The 17,634-nt window shown below is 69.1% G+C and carries 23 protein-coding genes; 6 read left to right on the top strand and 17 right to left on the bottom strand.

Annotated elements, in window-relative coordinates; genetic code table 11:
* Positions 1-24 precede the first annotated feature (24 nt).
* The 6 genes from AC1DVU_RS10910 to trpC all read right to left on the bottom strand — a co-directional run bounded on the left by AC1DVU_RS10910 (position 25) and on the right by trpC (position 5,024).
* Entirely contained in the window at positions 25-765 is a 741-nt protein-coding gene (locus AC1DVU_RS10910) for a VIT1/CCC1 transporter family protein (protein WP_476922451.1), read from the bottom strand.
* 97 nt (positions 766-862) lie between these two features.
* The gene (locus tag AC1DVU_RS10905) at positions 863-1,216 is read right to left on the bottom strand and encodes a nuclear transport factor 2 family protein (RefSeq protein WP_476922450.1); all 354 of its coding nucleotides are present in this window, start codon (positions 1,214-1,216) and stop codon (positions 863-865) included.
* Positions 1,217-1,233: 17 nt separating this feature from the next.
* A complete protein-coding gene (gene lgt / locus AC1DVU_RS10900) occupies positions 1,234-2,133 on the bottom strand; it encodes a prolipoprotein diacylglyceryl transferase (protein WP_476922449.1) in 900 nt (299 codons plus the stop codon).
* Positions 2,134-2,137: 4 nt separating this feature from the next.
* Positions 2,138-2,935 carry a tryptophan synthase subunit alpha gene (trpA, locus tag AC1DVU_RS10895; protein ID WP_476922448.1) on the bottom strand — a complete coding sequence of 266 codons (798 nt, stop codon included), beginning with the start codon at positions 2,933-2,935 and terminating at the stop codon, positions 2,138-2,140.
* Positions 2,932-4,155, bottom strand: a complete 1,224-nt coding sequence (gene trpB / locus AC1DVU_RS10890; protein ID WP_476922447.1) for a tryptophan synthase subunit beta — start codon at positions 4,153-4,155, stop codon at positions 2,932-2,934. The genes trpA and trpB overlap by 4 nt, the downstream gene beginning before the upstream one ends.
* Positions 4,156-4,217: 62 nt before the next feature.
* Positions 4,218-5,024 carry an indole-3-glycerol phosphate synthase TrpC gene (trpC, locus tag AC1DVU_RS10885; protein ID WP_476922446.1) on the bottom strand — a complete coding sequence of 269 codons (807 nt, stop codon included), beginning with the start codon at positions 5,022-5,024 and terminating at the stop codon, positions 4,218-4,220.
* Positions 5,025-5,125: 101 nt separating this feature from the next.
* On the opposite strand from trpC, the gene AC1DVU_RS10880 reads away from it, so the two are divergent.
* From AC1DVU_RS10880 to AC1DVU_RS10870, 3 genes are read left to right on the top strand one after another with little or no spacing between them, the layout of a single operon-like run.
* Positions 5,126-5,578: a DUF4190 domain-containing protein gene (locus AC1DVU_RS10880; RefSeq protein ID WP_476922445.1), complete on the top strand. Its 453-nt coding sequence runs from the start codon at positions 5,126-5,128 to the stop codon at positions 5,576-5,578.
* Entirely contained in the window at positions 5,575-5,883 is a 309-nt protein-coding gene (locus tag AC1DVU_RS10875; RefSeq protein ID WP_476922444.1) for a hypothetical protein, read from the top strand. Before AC1DVU_RS10880 ends, AC1DVU_RS10875 begins: the two co-directional genes overlap by 4 nt.
* 45 nt (positions 5,884-5,928) lie before the next feature.
* On the top strand, positions 5,929-6,741 hold the full coding sequence (locus AC1DVU_RS10870; protein WP_476922443.1) for a hypothetical protein: 813 nt from the start codon (positions 5,929-5,931) through the stop codon (positions 6,739-6,741).
* A 3-nt stretch (positions 6,742-6,744) separates the two neighbouring features.
* Here the strand turns inward: AC1DVU_RS10870 and AC1DVU_RS10865 are convergent, their stop codons facing one another.
* From AC1DVU_RS10865 to hisF, 8 genes are read right to left on the bottom strand one after another with little or no spacing between them, the layout of a single operon-like run.
* Positions 6,745-7,170: a DUF2752 domain-containing protein gene (locus AC1DVU_RS10865; RefSeq protein ID WP_476922442.1), complete on the bottom strand. Its 426-nt coding sequence runs from the start codon at positions 7,168-7,170 to the stop codon at positions 6,745-6,747.
* A 5-nt stretch (positions 7,171-7,175) separates the two neighbouring features.
* A complete protein-coding gene (locus tag AC1DVU_RS10860; protein ID WP_476922441.1) occupies positions 7,176-7,670 on the bottom strand; it encodes a DUF4190 domain-containing protein in 495 nt (164 codons plus the stop codon).
* Positions 7,671-7,681: 11 nt separating this feature from the next.
* A complete protein-coding gene (locus AC1DVU_RS10855; RefSeq protein ID WP_476922440.1) occupies positions 7,682-7,885 on the bottom strand; it encodes an HGxxPAAW family protein in 204 nt (67 codons plus the stop codon).
* A 37-nt stretch (positions 7,886-7,922) separates the two neighbouring features.
* Positions 7,923-8,495 (bottom strand): Trp biosynthesis-associated membrane protein, encoded by a 573-nt coding sequence (locus AC1DVU_RS10850; protein ID WP_476922439.1) that lies wholly within the window; start codon positions 8,493-8,495, stop codon positions 7,923-7,925.
* Positions 8,492-8,839, bottom strand: a complete 348-nt coding sequence (gene hisI, locus AC1DVU_RS10845) for a phosphoribosyl-AMP cyclohydrolase (RefSeq protein ID WP_476922475.1) — start codon at positions 8,837-8,839, stop codon at positions 8,492-8,494. The genes AC1DVU_RS10850 and hisI overlap by 4 nt, the downstream gene beginning before the upstream one ends.
* Positions 8,840-8,868: 29 nt before the next feature.
* Positions 8,869-10,689, bottom strand: coding sequence for an ABC transporter ATP-binding protein (locus AC1DVU_RS10840; protein ID WP_476922438.1), 1,821 nt, complete (start codon positions 10,687-10,689; stop codon positions 8,869-8,871).
* Positions 10,686-12,536 carry an ABC transporter ATP-binding protein gene (locus tag AC1DVU_RS10835; protein ID WP_476922437.1) on the bottom strand — a complete coding sequence of 617 codons (1,851 nt, stop codon included), beginning with the start codon at positions 12,534-12,536 and terminating at the stop codon, positions 10,686-10,688. The genes AC1DVU_RS10840 and AC1DVU_RS10835 overlap by 4 nt, the downstream gene beginning before the upstream one ends.
* Positions 12,526-13,287, bottom strand: coding sequence for an imidazole glycerol phosphate synthase subunit HisF (gene hisF, locus AC1DVU_RS10830; RefSeq protein ID WP_476922436.1), 762 nt, complete (start codon positions 13,285-13,287; stop codon positions 12,526-12,528). Before hisF ends, AC1DVU_RS10835 begins: the two co-directional genes overlap by 11 nt.
* 107 nt (positions 13,288-13,394) lie before the next feature.
* Here hisF and AC1DVU_RS10825 point away from each other — a divergent pair, with 107 nt between their 5' ends.
* A complete protein-coding gene (locus tag AC1DVU_RS10825; RefSeq protein ID WP_476922435.1) occupies positions 13,395-14,003 on the top strand; it encodes a hypothetical protein in 609 nt (202 codons plus the stop codon).
* Positions 14,004-14,034: 31 nt separating this feature from the next.
* The gene (locus AC1DVU_RS10820; protein WP_476922434.1) at positions 14,035-14,373 is read left to right on the top strand and encodes a hypothetical protein; all 339 of its coding nucleotides are present in this window, start codon (positions 14,035-14,037) and stop codon (positions 14,371-14,373) included.
* Position 14,374: 1 nt separating this feature from the next.
* Here AC1DVU_RS10820 and AC1DVU_RS10815 read toward each other — a convergent pair whose 3' ends face one another.
* The 3 genes from AC1DVU_RS10815 to priA all read right to left on the bottom strand — a co-directional run bounded on the left by AC1DVU_RS10815 (position 14,375) and on the right by priA (position 16,883).
* A complete protein-coding gene (locus AC1DVU_RS10815; protein ID WP_476922433.1) occupies positions 14,375-15,445 on the bottom strand; it encodes a class I SAM-dependent methyltransferase in 1,071 nt (356 codons plus the stop codon).
* Between the two features lie 170 nt (positions 15,446-15,615).
* The gene (locus AC1DVU_RS10810; RefSeq protein WP_476922432.1) at positions 15,616-16,155 is read right to left on the bottom strand and encodes a DUF1707 SHOCT-like domain-containing protein; all 540 of its coding nucleotides are present in this window, start codon (positions 16,153-16,155) and stop codon (positions 15,616-15,618) included.
* Positions 16,156-16,157: 2 nt separating this feature from the next.
* Positions 16,158-16,883 (bottom strand): bifunctional 1-(5-phosphoribosyl)-5-((5-phosphoribosylamino)methylideneamino)imidazole-4-carboxamide isomerase/phosphoribosylanthranilate isomerase PriA, encoded by a 726-nt coding sequence (priA, locus tag AC1DVU_RS10805; RefSeq protein ID WP_476922431.1) that lies wholly within the window; start codon positions 16,881-16,883, stop codon positions 16,158-16,160.
* 44 nt (positions 16,884-16,927) lie between these two features.
* Between priA and AC1DVU_RS10800 the strand changes: the two genes are divergently transcribed.
* A complete protein-coding gene (locus AC1DVU_RS10800; protein WP_476922430.1) occupies positions 16,928-17,629 on the top strand; it encodes an alpha/beta fold hydrolase in 702 nt (233 codons plus the stop codon).
* Positions 17,630-17,634 lie beyond the last annotated feature (5 nt).

The raw sequence follows: 17,634 nt of genomic DNA, 5'->3' as shown, positions 1-17,634 counted from the left end.
ACGGCGGACGCCGTGGATGCCGCATCAGCCGATCGCGCCGCCCACGGCGTCGCCGACGAGGTAGGTGAGTCCGGCCGCCGCGCCGCCCAGCACGAGCTGTCGGATGCCGCCGTACCACCACGACCGCGCCGTGATGCGCGTGACGATCGCACCGCAGGCGAACAGCGCCACGAGCGAGAGAGCGATCGCTGTCCAGGGCGACTCGATGCCGATCAGGTAGGGGAACACCGGGAGCAGTGCACCCAGCGCGAACGAGAAGAACGACGACACCGCCGCGAGCATCGGCGAGGCCAGGTCGTCGACGTCGACGCCGAACTCCTCGCGGGCATGGACCCTAACGGCGTTCTCCGGGTCACGGTGGATCTGAGACGCCACCTCGCGAGCGACCTTCTCGTCGACGCCCTTCTCGACGAACATCACAGCGAGCTCAGCCTCTTCGGCGTGCTCGTTGTTGAGGATCTCGTCGCGCTCGATGTCGACCTGCGCCAGAGCGAATTCGCTCTGGCTGGCCACCGAGGTGTACTCCCCCGCCGCCATCGAGAATGATCCCGCAGCCAGCCCCGCGAGACCCGCAAGGACGACCGGCTTGGTGTCGTTGGCGCTACTTCCACCAACGACGCCCATGATCAGCGCGAAGTTCGACACCAGCCCGTCCATCGCGCCGAACACCGCGGGCCGGAGCCAGCCGCCCGTGACGTCGGGGTGCTCGTGGTCGACATGGTCAGGATCAGGCATGGGTTCGGTGCTCTCGACTGCTTCGGTCATGATGAAAACGTACGTCCGACAGTGCGATCGCGCACCAAAGGTCAGGCTTTCCTGAGGTTGCGGTCGACGGATGCTGGCGATGCCCCCCGAAGGTGCGTCAACCCGGTCGAGTGCCGGCCGGAGGGGTTTGAGCCACGTCGGTCCACACCTCGGTCATCTCCGAGATCCGACCATCGTGAACCGTGACGAACGTTGCCACCTCGAAGTGGATCAGCTGACCGTCGGCACGACCCGTCACGTGACAACGAGCCACGGCGCGATCCTTCGATCCGACCAGGTCCTCCACGGTCATACGGTCGAATCCGGGATAGTCGGCGTTGAGACGCACCCACGACTCGCCGTCAAAGGTCTCGCCCGTGTGAACGTATCGGCAGACGAAGTCATCGTGGAGCAATGCCGGGAGGTCGTGCCACCTGCGCTCGTCGATCGCGGCACAGAGGCGAGTCAGCACGATGGACGCGTCCACGGCTAGCTGGCCGATTCCGACTCGTCCGTGCTCTCGTCAGCCGGCGCGTCGACCGACTCTGGCACCGACTCCTCGTCGGTCGCCTTGGCAACGGGCTCCTCGGAGCGCGACCGCTTGCGGGTCGCGACGAAGTAGGTCGCCGCCACCGCGAACACGATGATCGACGTCCAGATGTTGAGGCGGAACGGGCCGATGTGGTTGGCGGTGTCGATGCGCAGCGCCTCGATCCACACCCGCCCGGACGTGTAGAGCATCGCGTAGAGCGCGAACGCCCGCCCGCCGGTGAGCCTGACCTTGCGGTCGATCGCGATGATCAGCGCGGCCGCGGCGAGGTTCCACAGCAGCTCGTAGAGGAATGTGGGGTGGAACGTCGCGAACTGCGTGTAGCCGTCGGGGCGCCTGTCCAGGTCGATCTCCAGGCCCCACGGCTTGGTCGTCGGCTTGCCGAACAGCTCCTGGTTGAAGTAGTTGCCGATGCGGCCGATCGCCTGGGCCACCAGCAGCCCGGGCGCGAGCGCGTCGGCCACCGACGAGAACGAGACGCCGTATCGACGGCAGGCGATGTATGCCCCCAGGGCCCCGCCCGCGATGGCGCCCCAGATGCCGAGGCCGCCCTCCCAGATCTTGAGCGCGTTGATCGGGTGCTTGCCGTCGCTGAAGTAGAGCTCCGGGTCGGTCGCCACGTGGTACATCCGAGCGCCGACGATGCCGAACGGGATCGCCCAGATCGCGACGTCGCCGATCAGGCCTTCGCGACCGCCCCGTGCCTGGAACCGTCGCTCGCCGATCATGATCGCGACGATGGCGCCGACGATGATGCCGAGCGCGTACGCCCGAATCGGGATCGGCCCGATGTCCCAGACGCCGTGAGACGGGCTGGGGATGTATGACGCGACGCTCACGTGGCTAGTTCCTCTCGACGCCGGCGCGCAGGTCCTGTGCCAGCCGGCGGATCGCCTCGAGCCCGGCGGACTCGTCCTCGGCATCCAGCAGACAGCGTACGAGGGCGGACCCCACGATCACCGCGTCGGCGAAGGCGGCGACCTCACGAGCCTGGTCTCCGTTGCTCACGCCCAGTCCGACCCCGACCGGCTTGTCGGTGACCTTGCGCAGGCGCGCGACGAGCTCCGGGCCCAGCGCGCTGGTCTGCTCACGGGCACCGGTGACACCCATGACCGCGGTCGCGTAGACGAATCCGCTTGCCGCATCGGMGGTCATCGCCAGCCGCTCGTCAGTCGAGGACGGGGCGACGAGGAAGACCCGGTCGAGGCCGTACTGCTCCGACGCGGCGACCCACTCCTCCGCCTCGTCGGGGATCAGGTCCGGGGTGATGAGGCCCGCTCCCCCGGCGTCGGCCAGCGCCTCGGCGAACCGGTTGACGCCGAAGCGCTCGACCGGGTTCCAGTACGTCATGACGACCGTCGGCGCGCCGGTCGCAGCGCTCGCGCGCACGACGTCGAGGACATCGGTCGTACGCGTGCCGGCCCGCAGCGCCTGGTCGGCAGCGGCCTGGATCGTCGGGCCGTCCATGACCGGGTCGCTGTAGGGCAGGCCGACCTCGACGAGATCGACGCCGCCCTCGACCATCGCCTCGATGGCCTTGATCGACAGCTCCTTGGACGGGAAGCCCGCGGGGAGGTAGCCGACCAGCGCGGCACGGTTCGCCGCGCGGGTACGCACGAACAGCTCGTCGATCGAGCTCATTCCTCGACCCCCTGTTCGAGCACGACCGGCTCGTCGATCAGCCCGAAGTACTCCGCAGCGGTGTGCACGTCCTTGTCGCCGCGGCCCGACAGGTTGACGAGGATCGTCGAGTCGGGGCCGAGCTCCTTGGCGAGGGCCAGGGCGCCGGCGAGTGCGTGGGCCGACTCGATCGCCGGGATGATGCCCTCTGTCTTGCAGAGCAGGTCGAACGCCGACATCGCCTCGGCGTCCGTCGCAGGCACGTATGACGCGCGGCCCGTGTCGGCGAGGAAGGAGTGCTCCGGCCCCACACCGGGATAGTCGAGCCCTGCTGAGATCGAGTGCGACTCGATCGTCTGGCCGTCCTCGTCCTGCAGCAGGAACGAACGCGCACCGTGCAGCACGCCGACGTCGCCGCCGGTGATCGTCGCCGCGTGGCGCCCGGTCTCGACCCCGTCGCCGCCGGCCTCGATGCCGACAAGCCTGACGTCGGCGTCGTCGATGAACGCCGTGAACAGCCCGATCGCGTTGGAGCCGCCGCCCACACAGGCGACCGCGGCATCAGGCAGCGAGCCGTCCAGCTCGAGGACCTGGGCCCGCGCCTCGTCGCCGATGCCCCTGGTCAGGTCGCGGACCATGCTCGGGAAGGGGTGCGGACCGGCGGCGGTGCCGAACAGGTATGAGGTCGTGTCGACGCTGGCGACCCAGTCACGCAGCGCCTCGTTGATCGCGTCCTTCAGCGTACGACTGCCGGTCGTCACCGGGACGACTTCGGCGCCCAGCATCTTCATGCGCGCGACGTTGAGCGCCTGCCGCTGCGTGTCGAGCTCGCCCATGTAGACGACGCACTCGAGGTCGAGGTAGGCGCAGGCCGTCGCCGACGCGACGCCGTGCTGGCCGGCACCGGTCTCGGCGATGGCTCGCGGCTTGCCAATGCGCTTGGCGAGCAGGGCCTGGCCGATGACGTTGCGGATCTTGTGCGCGCCCGTGTGGTTGAGGTCCTCGCGCTTGAGCAGGATGCGGGCGCCCGCAGCCTCGGAGAAGCGGTGGGCCTCATACAGCGGGCTCGGCACGTTGGCGTACTCCCGCAGCATGCGGTCGAGCTCAGCCATGAAGACCGGGTCGGCCTTGGCGTCGGTCCAGGCGTGATCGAGTTCGTCGAGCGGGGCGATGAGTGCTTCGGGCATGAAGCGGCCGCCGAAGCGTCCGAAGTGCCCCGTGGCGTCAGGCTGTGCGTACATGGGTCCTCAAAGGTGTGGAAGTGGCAGGGCGAAGGCGCGTCACCGTCGAGACGATGACGCTGCTACCACCGGTGCTGGAGGGCGGGGTGCGCTCCTGCGGCGACCAGGTCCGCGACACTCGCGCGGGGGTCGTCGCCGCGTACGAGGGTCTCGCCGACCAGGACGACATGCGCACCGCACTTGGCGTACTCGATGACGTCATGGGGTCCGCGCACGCCCGACTCGGCGACCTTGACGACGCCGTCGGGGATGCGCGGCGACAAGCGCTCGAACGTGCCGCGGTCGATCTCGAGGGTCTTGAGGTTGCGCGCGTTGACGCCGATCAGGTCGGCGCCGGCCTCGACCGCGCGGTCGACCTCGGCCTCGTCATGCACCTCGACGAGCGGTGTGAGGCCGATCGAGCGAGCCCGCTCGATGAGGCTCTCCAACGCGATCTGCTCGAGGGCGGCCACGATCAGCAAGGCCATGTCAGCGCCGGCAGCTCGTGCCTCCCACAGCTGGTAGGAGGTCGTGATGAAGTCCTTGCGCAGCACCGGGACGTCGACGTTCGCGCGTACGGCCCGCAGGTCGTCGAGCGTGCCGTTGAACCGTCGTTGCTCGGTGAGCACGCTGATCGCGGCGGCGCCACCGGCGGCGTAGTCCGACGCCAGCGCAGCGGGATCCTTGATCGCGGCGAGCTCACCCTTGCTGGGGCTCGCGCGTTTGACCTCGGCGATGACCGAGACACCGTCGCCGCGGAACGCCGGCATCGGGTCGAGGGCTTCCTTCTGGCGAGCGGCTTGAGCCTTGAGCTCGTCCAGTGAGGTCACGTCCATGCGCTCGCGGAGGTCTTCGGCCGCACCGGCCAAGATCTCGTCGAGTACGGACACGGGACCCTCCTGACTCGCAATGGACTTGTTCAAGAGTATCCCCGGTCCGAGTCACGTCTCGCAGGGGTTCCCCGGAGTCTCCTTGTCACTATGCTCTCCGCATGACGACGAACGAGCCGCCTCCCTACCCGGGCGAACCCAACCCGTCCACGAACGATCCGCAGACCCCGCCTCCGCCGCCGAGCGAACCGCCCAATTACGGTTCGGCTCCGCCGCCTCCCGGCGGTGGCTATCCTTCCTACCCGCCGCCGCCTCCCGGCGGCTACCCGCCGCCAGCGCCGGGCGGTTACGGCGGACCACCACAGCAGAACAAGAAGGCGCTCTGGTCGATGATCCTCGGCATCATCGGGATCCTGTGCTGCGGGTTCTTCACCGGCATCCCGGCCTTGATCCTGGGCAACCAGGCCAAGAGCGAGATCCGTGCCTCGGGTGGCAGCCAGACCGGCGAGGGCATGGCCACTGCCGGCTTCGTGATGGGCATCATTTCCATCGTGTTTGGTGTCATCTCGGTCATCCTGTTCGCGACCGGCACGTTCGACTTCTCCACATCGTGAGCCAGGAGCCTGCCCCGCCGCCGGGTGCGCCCGACGGCGGGGCCGGGGTCCCCACCAACCACAAGGCGATCGCCAGCGTCATCCTGGGGGCGGCGGCGTTTCCCAGCCTGTTCATCCACCCGTTCCTGGCGTTCGTGCTGGCCGTGCCCTCCGTGACGAGCGGCGTCTACGCCCGCCGCGAGATCAGTGCGTCGAAGGGCGACGAGGGCGGCGACATGACCGCGGTCGTCGGGCTCACGATCGGAGCCACCACGCTCGGGCTCGTGTTCCTGTCGTGGCTGCTGTCGCCGTACGTCACCGGATGACCGCGAAAGACCCCGGTCGGCAGCAGGCACCCTTATGCTCACGACATGACGAATGAGCCGCCGCCGTATCCCGGAGACCCCAACCCCTCGACGAATGATCTCCCGGCCTACGGATCGACTCCGCCGCCCGAGGGCGGTTACCCACCGCCACCACCACCCGGCGGCCACCCGCCCGCGCCGGGCGGCTACGGCGCGGCGCCTTACAGCGCGCCCGACGCGATCGGCTACGGCTGGCGCAAGTTCAAGGAGAACGCCGGCGTGATGATCGCCGCGACGCTGATCGTCGCGGTTGGTGCGATCGTGCTCGGCATCCTCGGGGAGGTCATCGCCCCTTCCCCCAGCATTGTGACGAACGGCGGGGAGTTCGACTTCGAGCTCGGCGCGACCATCGCTTCTCTGATCGTCCAGACCATCACCGGCACGATCGGCTACATCCTGTTCGCCATGATGGCCAAGGGGGCTCTGGACGTCGTCGATGGCGGGTCGTTCGACATCGGCCGGGCCTTTGGCGCCCTCGACATCCCCAAGGTGCTCCTGGTCGGGCTGCTGCTCAGCGTGATCACCACGGTCGGCTACCTGGCGTGCGTCCTGCCCGGCCTCGTCTTCTCGATCTTCTCGTTCTTCACGGTCTACTTCGTCGTCGACAAAGCCAAGGAACCCGTTGAGGCGATCGGATCGAGCTGCACGCTGGTCGGCCGCAACTTCGGCAACAGCCTGCTCAGCGGACTGCTGGCCGGGCTGGTGCTGATCGCGGGAGCGGTGCTCTGCCTCGTGGGCCTGCTTGCTGCTGTTCCGGTCGTCACGCTCGCCGGCGCGTACGCCTACAGGCGGTTCCAGGGCCAGCCTGTCGCGCCGTAGGCGTCAGGGAGCGAGCCAGGAGCCCCATGGGGTGTTGCGGAGAATCCCGAAGACCACGACTAGACCGAGCAGGACAAAGCCGGCCTGCAGGTTGAGCGTGATCATCGGGCCGACCCTGCCCCGCAGCCGACGCGCGACCCACAGCACCCATGCCGCCGCGAGGGAGGCCACCAGTGCCACCGCGAGGACGTTGCTGCTCGCCGCTCCGACGACGTCCCCACGGGTCAGGTCGTTGACGGCGCGGAGGCCCCCGCACCCCGGGCACGGTTTGCCGGTCAGCTGCAGGAACGGGCAGTAGCCGTACGACCCCGACTCATGTGGGTCGTGGAGGTGAAGCAGCAGAGCGGCACCGAGGCCGGCGGCGCCGACCAGAGCCGGGGCGCGAAGAGCGGCCGCCGTCACGCGGCGCCCGGAGTCCAGCCTCGGCATTGGTGTCACCAGTTGTTCAGCTCCGCAAGGATCAGCAACGTGTCGAGGGCCAGCCAGAGCACCGTGCCGACGATGCCGGTGATCAGGCCGGCGGTCGCCATGCCATCACCCGACTGGGTGCCGTTGCTCCGCTTGATGTCCTTCTTGCCGAGCGCCGACAGGACGATCGCGACCGGCCCGATCAGCACGCCGAGGTAGCAGAACACGATCGCGATGATCCCGACGATCATGCCCCACATGGCCTTGCCGTTGGTGCGCTGCTGTGGCGGGTAGCCGTAGCCATATGCCGGCGGGCCGTACGCGGGCTGCCCGTACGCAGGCTGACCGTACGCAGGCTGGCCATACGCAGGCTGCCCGTAGGCAGGCTGACCGTAGGCGGGTGGACCCTGCGGGGCCTGGCCGTAACCCGGAGGAGGGGGCGGCGGCTGCTGCCCCGGCTCCTGGCCGTGCGGCTCCTCGGAGCCGGGATAGCTCGGGTACTGCGGCGGTTCGTTGCTCATGCCTGCGGCGCTCAGTGCTCCGAGTGCTCAGCGCGGTCGACCCCGAAGCCGGCGGCCGACATGCCGAGGCCCACGAGACCTGAACCGACCGCGACGACGCAACCCACGATGAACCACACCCAGTGCGGATCGGGAATCAGAGCGACGCCGCCGATCGTGATGCCGGCGAGGCACAGCAGGACGGCGGTCCAGGCGGCGGGCGATGATCCGTGCATGGGTGAAGTCTCCTCGTGGTGGTGATCTGCGCTCAGACTACTGGGTGGGATCGCGGCCCTCGTCCAACGCCTTCCACATCTCGGCATCGGACTGCGGAGTCGCGGCCGCCGGCCGGGCAGCCGGGGCGTCATAGCGGCTGCTCATCGTCGGCCAGGTTGCCCCGAACTTCGCCGTGATGGCGCCGAGCAAGGCCGCGAGCACGAAGGCGAGCGCCGTGACGAACTTCCAGGGCGACGTCGTGAAGTCGTGGTCGCCGGTGCCGGTGTAGGCCGGTGAGGCCTCGACCGCACGGTCGACGGCGCTGTCGAGGGACGAGCCGACCAGCACCACGATGGCGGCGCCGACAGCCACCAGCACCGTGAACACGCCGACCCCGCGACGTACGCGCGGCGACGCTGCGAGTACGGCGAGGGCAGCCGTCACGACGACCAGCGCCAAGGCTGACACGAGCGGCTGGGCATCGGCCCCGCTGACATCGACGGAGTCCGACGGCAGGCCGTCGGTGGCGACGCGCACGTGCGCCCAGGTGCGTGACGCGGCGAAGAACGCGAGCCCGCCGGTTGCGAGCGTACCGAGCACGACAGGCGCGTAGAGGCGGCGGGGATTCACAGCAAGCGGTCCGCGTCGAAGCAGGTGCGGGCGCCCGTGTGGCAGGCGGGACCGGTCTGGTCGACCAGCACGAGCAATGTGTCGCCGTCGCAGTCGAGCCGCACCTCGCGCACGGCCTGGGTGTTGCCCGAGGTCTCACCTTTGACCCAGTACTCCTGACGGCTGCGGCTCCAGTAGGTGCCGCGTCCGGTCGTCAAGGTGCGGTGGAGCGCCTCGTCGTCCATCCAGCCGACCATAAGGACGTCACGGCTCTCGGCGTCCTGGATCACGGCGGTCACGAGGCCGTTGGCGTCGCGCTTGAGGCGCGCGGCGATGGCAGGGTCGAGGGAGCTCACGCCCACCATTGTCTCAGGCCGCACTGAACGTGACGGAGTCACACGGGGTCGACGACCGGGTGGTGGCTCGACAGCGACGCCTGGGCGACCCAGCTCGCGTGCAGGCGGGCGTAGACGCCACCGAGCTGGACGAGCTCGGCGTGGGTGCCGTCCTCGACCAGACGGCCTGCGTCGAACACCAGGACGCGATCGGCGTTCTCGGCAGTCGAGAGGCGATGCGCGATCGTGACGCTGGAGCGACCTTCGAGCAGTCGGTCGAGCGCTCGCGTGGCTCGCAGCTCAGTCTGCGGATCGACCGCGCTGGTGGCCTCGTCGAGCACGATGAACTCCGGATCGGCGAGCGCGGAGCGTACGAGCGCGACGAGCTGGCGCTCCCCCGCCGACAGGGACTCGCCGCGCTGGCCGACCTGTGAGTCGAGACCGCGCGGCAGCGAAGCGTACCAGTCGGTCAGGCCGAGCCGGTCGAAGACGTCCAGCAGCTCGGTCTCCGTCGCGTCCTTCTTGCCGTAGAGCAGGTTGTCGCGCAGCGTGGCGTCGAACAGGAAGCCTTCCTGCGGGACCATCAGCACGTGCTTGCGGAGGTCGTCGAACGAGACGCGGCTGATGTCCGTCTCTCCGAGGCGTACGACGCCGGCCGAGGGGTCCATGAGCCGGGTCAGCAGCTTGGCGAACGTGGTCTTGCCGGACCCGGTCTCGCCCACGACCGCGACCCGCTGACGTGGTGCGATCTCGACGTCGACGTCCTTGAGCACGTCAGGACCGCCGGGATAGGCGAACGTCACGCCTTCGAATCGGGCGCCGAGCGTGCCGCCGGGCAGCGTCGTGCCGGCCTCGCCGGGGTCGACGACATCGGCCGGGGTGTCGAGCAGGTCGATCACGCGGCGCCAGGACGCGATGGCGTTCTGGGCATCCGTGAGGACTTGGGTGGCCATCTGCACGGGGCCGACGAACAGGCCGACGAGGAACGCGAACGCGATCACGGTGCCCATCGACAGCTGCCCGGACAGGCCGATCGCGACACCGAACGCGATGACCGCGGCGTTGGCAAGGCCGCCCGCGACGCCGGCGGAAGCGAACGTGACCGCGACGAGCTTCTGGGCCTTCACGTTGGCGTCGAGGTTGCGGGCGATGCCGTCGTCGACGCGCTGCTGGGTGCGGCGCTCGATCGCGTAGGCACGGACGACGGAGGCGCCGACAACGGGCTCGGCGATGACCGCGAGCATCTCGCCGACGGTGCGGCGCACGATGTCGTAGGCCCGGCTGAGTCGCTCGGCGAAGTACCTGAGGCTGATGCCGAGCGGCAGGAAGCACACCCACACGACGATCGTCAGCTGCCAGGAAAAGTAGGCCATGATGCCGGTGGCCACGATGATCTGGCCGATGCTGACGACCATCATGATCCCGGTGAACTGCAGGAACTGCGAGACCTGGTCGATGTCGGAGGTCACCCGCGAGACGAGCACGCCGCGGCGCTCGGAGTTCTGGGTCAGCATCGACAGGTCGTGGACGTGCCGGAACGCGTCGACGCGCAGCTGGGCGAGGCCCCGCTCGCTCGCGACGAACAGGCGTACGCGCATCCAGTAGGCCAGCAGCCCGGAGACGATGATCACCGCGAGCGCAGCCAGGAGGTAGGGGGCGACGTCGCTCAGCTCGGTGCCGTTGCCCTCGCCGAGGCCGGAGTCGACGGTCTCCTTGATGACGATCGGCACGACGGACCCGCCGATCGTGCTGAGCATCGCCAGCAGCAGGGTCAGGCCGAGGCCGTCCTTGATCGCCGGCGAGAGTGCGAGGCCGCGACGCATGATCGCGATGCCGGTCAGCCGGTCGGCCTGGGTGTCGGTGTCGGTCGCAGTGCTCATGACTCCACCTCCCTGGCGTGGTCGTAGGCGTTGACGAGGTCGCGGTAGTCGGCGGAGCGCGCCACCAGGTCGGCGTGGCCGCCCCGATCGGCGATGACGCCCTCGTCGAGGAACACCACCTCGTCGGCGAGCGCGATGGTCGCCTTGCGGTAGGCCACGACGAGGACCGTCGGGCCCTCGTCGTCGGCCGTGTGGGCCGCGAGCGCCTTGAGGATGCGCTGCTCGACCTCGGGGTCGACCGCGCTGGTCGCGTCGTCCATCACCAGCAGGCGCGGGCGGCGTACGAGCGCGCGAGCCAGTGAAAGTCGCTGCCGCTGGCCGCCCGACAACGTCGTGCCGCGCTCGCCGAGCTCGGCGTCGAGTCCGGCCGGGAGATTGGCGACGAACCCATCGGCCTGGACCGTACGCAGAGCGGCCCAGACCTCCTCATCGGTGAAGTCGCCGCCGAGCGTGACGTTCTCGCGCACGCTGTCGTCGAACAGGAACGTGGCCTGCGGCACGACCGCGATCGCCTTGGCGAGCTCAGCGTGGGTGAGCTCGCGGATGTCGTGGCCGTCGACCCGGATCGCGCCGTGCTGCGGGTCGACGAGCCGGGTCAGCAGCGACGTCAGGGTGCTCTTGCCGCTGCCGGTCGCCCCGACCACCGCGATGACCTTGCCGGGCTCGACCTCGAAGTCGATGCCACGCAGGACATCGCGATCCCCGTCGGCGAACCCGAACGTCAAGCCGTCGACGTCGAGAGACACCGGCCCAGCGCCGGGCAGGTTGCGGGAGCCGTAGGCCATCGACCCCTCGGCCTCGAGGACCGACGACACGCGCTCCCACCCGACGACGCTGCGCGGCAGCTCGCCGAGCACCCAGCCGATCGCACGGACCGGGAACGCCACGACCGTGAACAGGTAGGCGACCTGGACGACGTCGCCGGGGTCAGCGGCGCCGCTGGCCACCCGGCCGACGCCGAGCACGATGACCAGCAGGATGCCGAAGTTGGGCAGCGCCTCGAGCAACGGGTCGAACATGCTGCGGATGCGACCGACCGCGATGTTGGCGTCACGCAGCTCGTGCGTCACGCGGGTGAACCGCTCTGTCTCGTCGGCCTCACGGCCCAGCGACTTGACGACCAGCGCACCGTCGAACGACTCGTGAGCCACCGAGCTCACGTCGCCACGGAGCGACTGGGCGTAGGAGACCTTGGGCGAGAGCCAGCGCTGGTAGAACACGTTGATCGCGAACAGCGCCGGGAAGACGATCAGCCCGACGATCGTCAGCACGACATCGGCGGCGAGCATCGCGATGATCGCGGCGAGGAGCATCGCGATGACGCCCACGGCCATCGGCAGGGGCATGAACACCGACCACGTCGCCTCGACATCGGCGTTGGCGTTGGAGAGCAGCTGGCCCGTGGGGTGACGGTGGTGCCAGGCCATCGGCAGGGAGATGTACTTGCGCGTGACGCGGCGCCGGTAGTCGGCGATGAGCCGGTAGAACACGATGCCGCCGATGAGCCGGCGGCCGATGATGCCAAGCGCACGGAGGATCGCGACGGCGAGAAACAGCGCGATGGCGGCGGCCAGCGCTCCCTTGGCGATCTCACCCTGCGCGAACGACGGGCGGATCACGTGATCGGTCGCCCAGCCGAGCACCCAGGCGTCGGCGACGGTCATGGCGCCGTAGAGGATGCTGCCGATGACCGACAGCGAGAACAGGAATCGCTGCTCGCGGATGCCGCGCCCGAGCAGGGCGAATCCTCGGCCGGTCACATGCGTGTGATCGGCCGATCCGAGGTCACGCTCGTCCGGATCGGGAGCGGCGGACTCGATGGGGTCCGCCGTGGTCCTATCGGACACAGTGTCCTGCTGCTCGCAACGTCTCTTTCACCTGTCCGATGGTCATGTCGCCGAAGTGGAACACGCTTGCGGCGAGCACTGCGTCGGCGCCGGCATCGATGGCCGCGGGGAAGTGCTCGAGCCGGCCGGCGCCGCCACTCGCGATGAGTGGCACTTGTGTAACGCCACGGACCGCCCGAATCATTTCCAGATCGAAGCCGTCCTTGGTGCCGTCGGCGTCCATCGAGTTGAGCAGGATCTCTCCGGCGCCGAGCTCGGTGGCCGTGCGCGCCCACTCGACGGCGTCGAGTCCGGCCGACGTACGACCGCCGTGGGTCGTCACCTCGAAGCCACTCGGCTGGTCGCTGCTGCGTCGCGCATCGACGCTCAGCACGAGGACCTGGTTGCCGAATCGCTGGGCGATCTCGGCGATGACCTGGGGCCGCGCGATCGCCGCGGTGTTGATGCCGACCTTGTCCGCCCCGGCACGCAGCAGGCGGTCGACATCCTCAGGCGTACGCACTCCGCCGCCGACCGTCAGGGGGATGAACACCTGGTCAGCCGTGCGCCCGACCACGTCGAACGTCGTGTCGCGGCTGTCCGATGACGCCGTGATGTCGAGGAAGGTCAGCTCGTCGGCGCCCTCGGCGTCGTAGACCTTGGCCATCTCGACGGGATCGCCCGCGTCGCGCAGGTTGACGAAGTTGACGCCCTTGACGACCCGGCCGTTGTCGACGTCCAGACACGGAATGACACGCACGGCGAGGCTCACTGGATGAGCCTATCTGTCGGCGCCGACAACGCGGCCGTCGGGGAAATCCCTCCGGCCACCGGCGCCAGCCACTACGGTCGACTCACCCAGCCCGGTCGGAGGACTCATTGAAGCGCATGCTCGGCACTCTCGCGGTGCTCGCCCTGCTCACCGCAGGATGCGGCAGCGATCCCAGCAGCGACGGCGGCTCGACACCCGCCGAGCAGACGTCTTCCGCGCCCAGCGACACGCCTGAGACGACCGCACCGCCCACCGACTCGAGCGGACTGGTGGTGACCCCCGGAAAGGTCGGCGACGTCAGGGCCGGGATGACAAAGGACGAGGCGCTCGCCACCGGGTTCTTCGACGCCGACGTCGAGGGCGTCGAGGGCTGCACGTTCCAGCTGCAGTGGAAGAAGCAGTACGAGGGTGTCGACGTGCTGACTCACGAGGACGGCGCGATCGGCTCGCTCGGCGTCACGGCGGGCGGGCCCAAGACCCTGGAAGGCGTCGGAGTCGGCAGCACGCTCGCCGAGGTCAAGGCCGCCTATCCCGAGCTCTCCTCCGTCAAGGAGGCCGGGTTCGACCAGGCCGGCTCGTTCCACACCGTCGGCGAGGACCACATCGGCTTCCTGTTCGGGGATGCCACCCCGGCGACGATCACCAACTCCTCCAAGGTCTCGTTCATGGAAGTCACGTCCGGCAAGCTCCCGGAGCTCATGCGTAGCGGCTGCTGAGCCGCTGGAGCGCGCGACCTAGGATCAGCGGGTGACCGACACCTTCAGCTGCGACTACTGCCGGGCCACGATCGACACGAGGACCGACACGGCGCTGATCGTGGGCGTGCATCGGCGAGTGGACGCCAATGAGTGGGACGACGCGCCCGACGAGCTGGTGTCCGGGGAGCGCCTGACCTTCCGGTACTGCAGCCAGCAACACCTCGGCGCGCACATGGAGCGGGTGCCCCTCCCCCCGGTCAGGATCGACGACAGCGTCTCGCCGGGAGGCGTGGCCGGATGCCTTGCCTTGACGCTCGTCATCCCCGTGATCGTCGCGCTGACGGTCTACGGCGGGATCCAGTTCTGGCAGGAAGTCCTCCAGCGCTGACTCAGGCCTCCGGCTTGGTCGTCACGAACATCGTGTCGAGCGGATCTCCGGGTGTCTCGTGCGTCGTCACGTCCCCGAACCCGGCGGCGGTGAGCATCTCGCGGGCTCGCTGCTCACCCCACGCCGTACCCAGTCCCGCTCCGCCATGGGCCAGCGACACCGTCAGGCAGTGGAGCGTGCTCACTCCGTAGATCCATGGCGCGAACGGGTTGCTGACGTTGTCCTCGAGATTGCTCGACGCGGCCGGCTCGACCATCACGTACGTCCCTCCGGGAACGAGCGCCTCGAAGATGCTGCGCACCGCGCCGACCGGGTCGACCTGGTCGTGGATCGCATCGATCGACGTGACTAGGTCGAACGGCGTCTCGGGGACGAGGGTCGCGGCGTCCTGCGCTTCGAAGACGACGTTGGTGAGCCCGCGCTCATTCGCTTCGGCGCGACCACGCTCGAGGGCCTCCTCGGCGATGTCGTAACCCACGAACGTGGAGGCCGGGAACGCCGCAGCCATCGTCACGACCGCGTGGCCGGTCCCGCAGCCGATGTCGGCAACCCGGATGCCCTGGACCAGTCGTTTCGTGAGGCCTGGCACCAGAGGCAGCCACGCGTTGACCAGCAGCTCGTCGTACGTACCGCGGCTCAGGCTGTCCATGACGTCGGTGAACTCGGGCCGGAACTCCGAGTACGGCACCCCGCCACCGTCGCGGAACGCCGTCGCGACCTGGTGCAGGTGCTTGCCCAGATGGGTGTTGATCTGCGCCACCGTCGCGAGATTCGCCGAGCCGGGCCCGGTCAGGCATGCCGCGTGCTCGGGCGGCAGCGTGTAGGTGCTGGTCCGCGGGCTGTAGCCGAAGATCCCGGCCGACACGACCGAGCCGAGCCACTCGCGGACGTACCGCTCGTTCAGGCCGGCGCGGTCAGCCAGCTCTTCGCTGGTGGCCGGGCCCTCGGCGGCCGCCTCGAACAAACCGCTGCGATGGCCGATGTCGACCATCATGGTCACCATCCCGCTGGTGTAGTGCCCGATCAGCTCCCCCGCGAACTTCTCGACGAGCTGCTCGTCGACCGTTGCCATGGCTCCGCCTCCTTGGACTCACGGCCGTGCGGCCGCTGCACTCGAATGCTCGTCCGTCCGGCTCCCCGTGCGTCAGCGAACTCACCTTTTCAGGCTGTGGCTCGTCGCCTGTCCACCGATCGTACGCCCGGGAATTGCAGGATGTTCAGGCTTTTCCGGCCCGTCCGACTTCACTCGAGGTCGCGGTTGCGCCTGCGTCTGACACGGCGCGTCTCTGCGATCTTCTCCTCGTACCTCTCGATGCGCGACTCCGCGTTGGCGCGGGTCGAGACGTAACCGATGCCGACGCCGACAATCGGAAAGACCGGCCAGAAGAAGAGCCATTGCCCCGACGCCAGGCTCGTGACGCCCCAGATCACCAACGTGACGACGGAGACGAACATCCAGCCGTTGCGGGCATCGTGGAGATCGCGTTCGTAGCGCTGCACGGCCTTGGCGCGCAGATCGGCCGAGGGATCGTGGATCGCGGCGGCCTGGCCTGCAGGGAGGAGATCGACCAGCAGTGGCAGGAACGTGCCGATCGTTCGCGCCCCGAGCGCCGTGGCCGAGCGCTCGTCGTACTCGGGCCGGGTCAGCCGCCCGTCCGCGTACGCCTCACGAAGCGCATCTGCGGCGACGTCGCGGTCGGCGTCAGTCGCTTTCAGGTCGGCCGAGGCGGGATCGCGGGGATCGGCGGAGAACGCCGACCAGACCGCCTTCCCGGAGGCCATGTCTAGACCTCGGCGACGGCGGCGAGTGCCTCGGGGAGCGTGAACGCACCGGCGTACAGGGCCTTGCCGACGATCGCGCCCTCGACGCCGACCCCGGTCAGCGAGGCGATCGCCCGCAGGTCGTCGAGGCTCGAGACCCCGCCGGAGGCGACGACGGGCTTGTCGGTGATCTCGCACACCTGGCGCAGCAGGTCGAGGTTGGGACCGGTCAGCGTGCCGTCCTTGGTGACGTCGGTCAGCACGTAGCGGGCGCAGCCGTCACGCTCCAGCCGTTCGAGCACCTCGAACAGGTCGCCACCCTCCTGCGTCCAACCCCGTGCCGCCAGCGTCGTGCCGCGCACGTCGAGGCCCACCGCGATCTGGTCGCCGTACTGGCTGACGACCTTGCGGCACCACTCCGGGTTCTCCAGGGCGGCGGTGCCGAGGTTGACCCGGGTGCAGCCGGTGGCGAGCGCCGCTTCGAGCGAGGCGTCGTCGCGGATGCCGCCCGACAGCTCGACCTTGACGTCGAGCCGGTTGACGACATCGGCCAGCAGCTCACGGTTGGAGCCCTTGCCGAAAGCGGCGTCCAGGTCGACGAGGTGGATCCACTCCGCACCATCGGACTGCCACTGCAGCGCGGCGTCGAGCGGGGATCCATAGGTCGTCTCGCTGCCGAGCTCGCCCTGGACGAGGCGCACGGCCTGTCCGTCAGCGACGTCGACGGCGGGGAGGAGTTCGAGGGTCACGCAGGTGATCGTATCTGTCGGCACTCACCCCTACGGTGGTCGGTATGAAGGTCATCCTCGTACCCGGTTTCTGGCTCGGCGCATGGTCGTGGGACGGCATCACTCCCGCGCTGGAGTCGGTCGGCCATGACGTCACCGCCCTCACGTTGCCCGGCGTCGAGTCGATCGACGCCGATCGCTCGGGCATCGGGCTCGCCGACCACGTCAACGCCATCGTCGCGGCGATCGACGAGGCGGGCGAGCCGGTCGTGCTCGTCGGTCACAGTGGTGGCGGCGCGGCGGTCCACGGCGCGGTCGACAAGCGGCCGGACAAGGTGGCTCGGGCGATCTACGTCGACAGCGGCCCGCTCCCGCACGGTGCGGCGATCAACGCCGGGCTGCCGGACGTGAGCGGCGAGATCCCGCTGCCGCCCTGGGAGGTCTTCCGCGAGGATGGCTCGCGCGACCTCGACGACTTCACCGAGGCGCAGCTCGACGACTTCCGCGCTCGCGCCGTGCCGATTCCGATCGGCGTCGCCAGGGACCCACAGGACCTGGGCGACGAGGCTCGCTTCAACGTGCCGGTCACGCTCGTCAGCACGACGTTCACGCGCGACGAGATCGACAAGTACGTCGCCGCCGGTGAGGCCTACTTCTCCGAGTTGCCCAAGATCAAGGACGTGACGATCGTCGAGCTGCCGACCAGCCACTGGCCGCAGTTCACCAAGCCCGAGCAGCTGGCCGAGGTCCTGCGCGACGCGATCTGAACCGC

It is taken from the genome of Aeromicrobium sp. P2_G6 (genome assembly GCF_056403535.1).
Note: the sequence above shows the minus strand (reverse complement) of the source record. Positions and strands in the feature narration are given on the sequence as shown.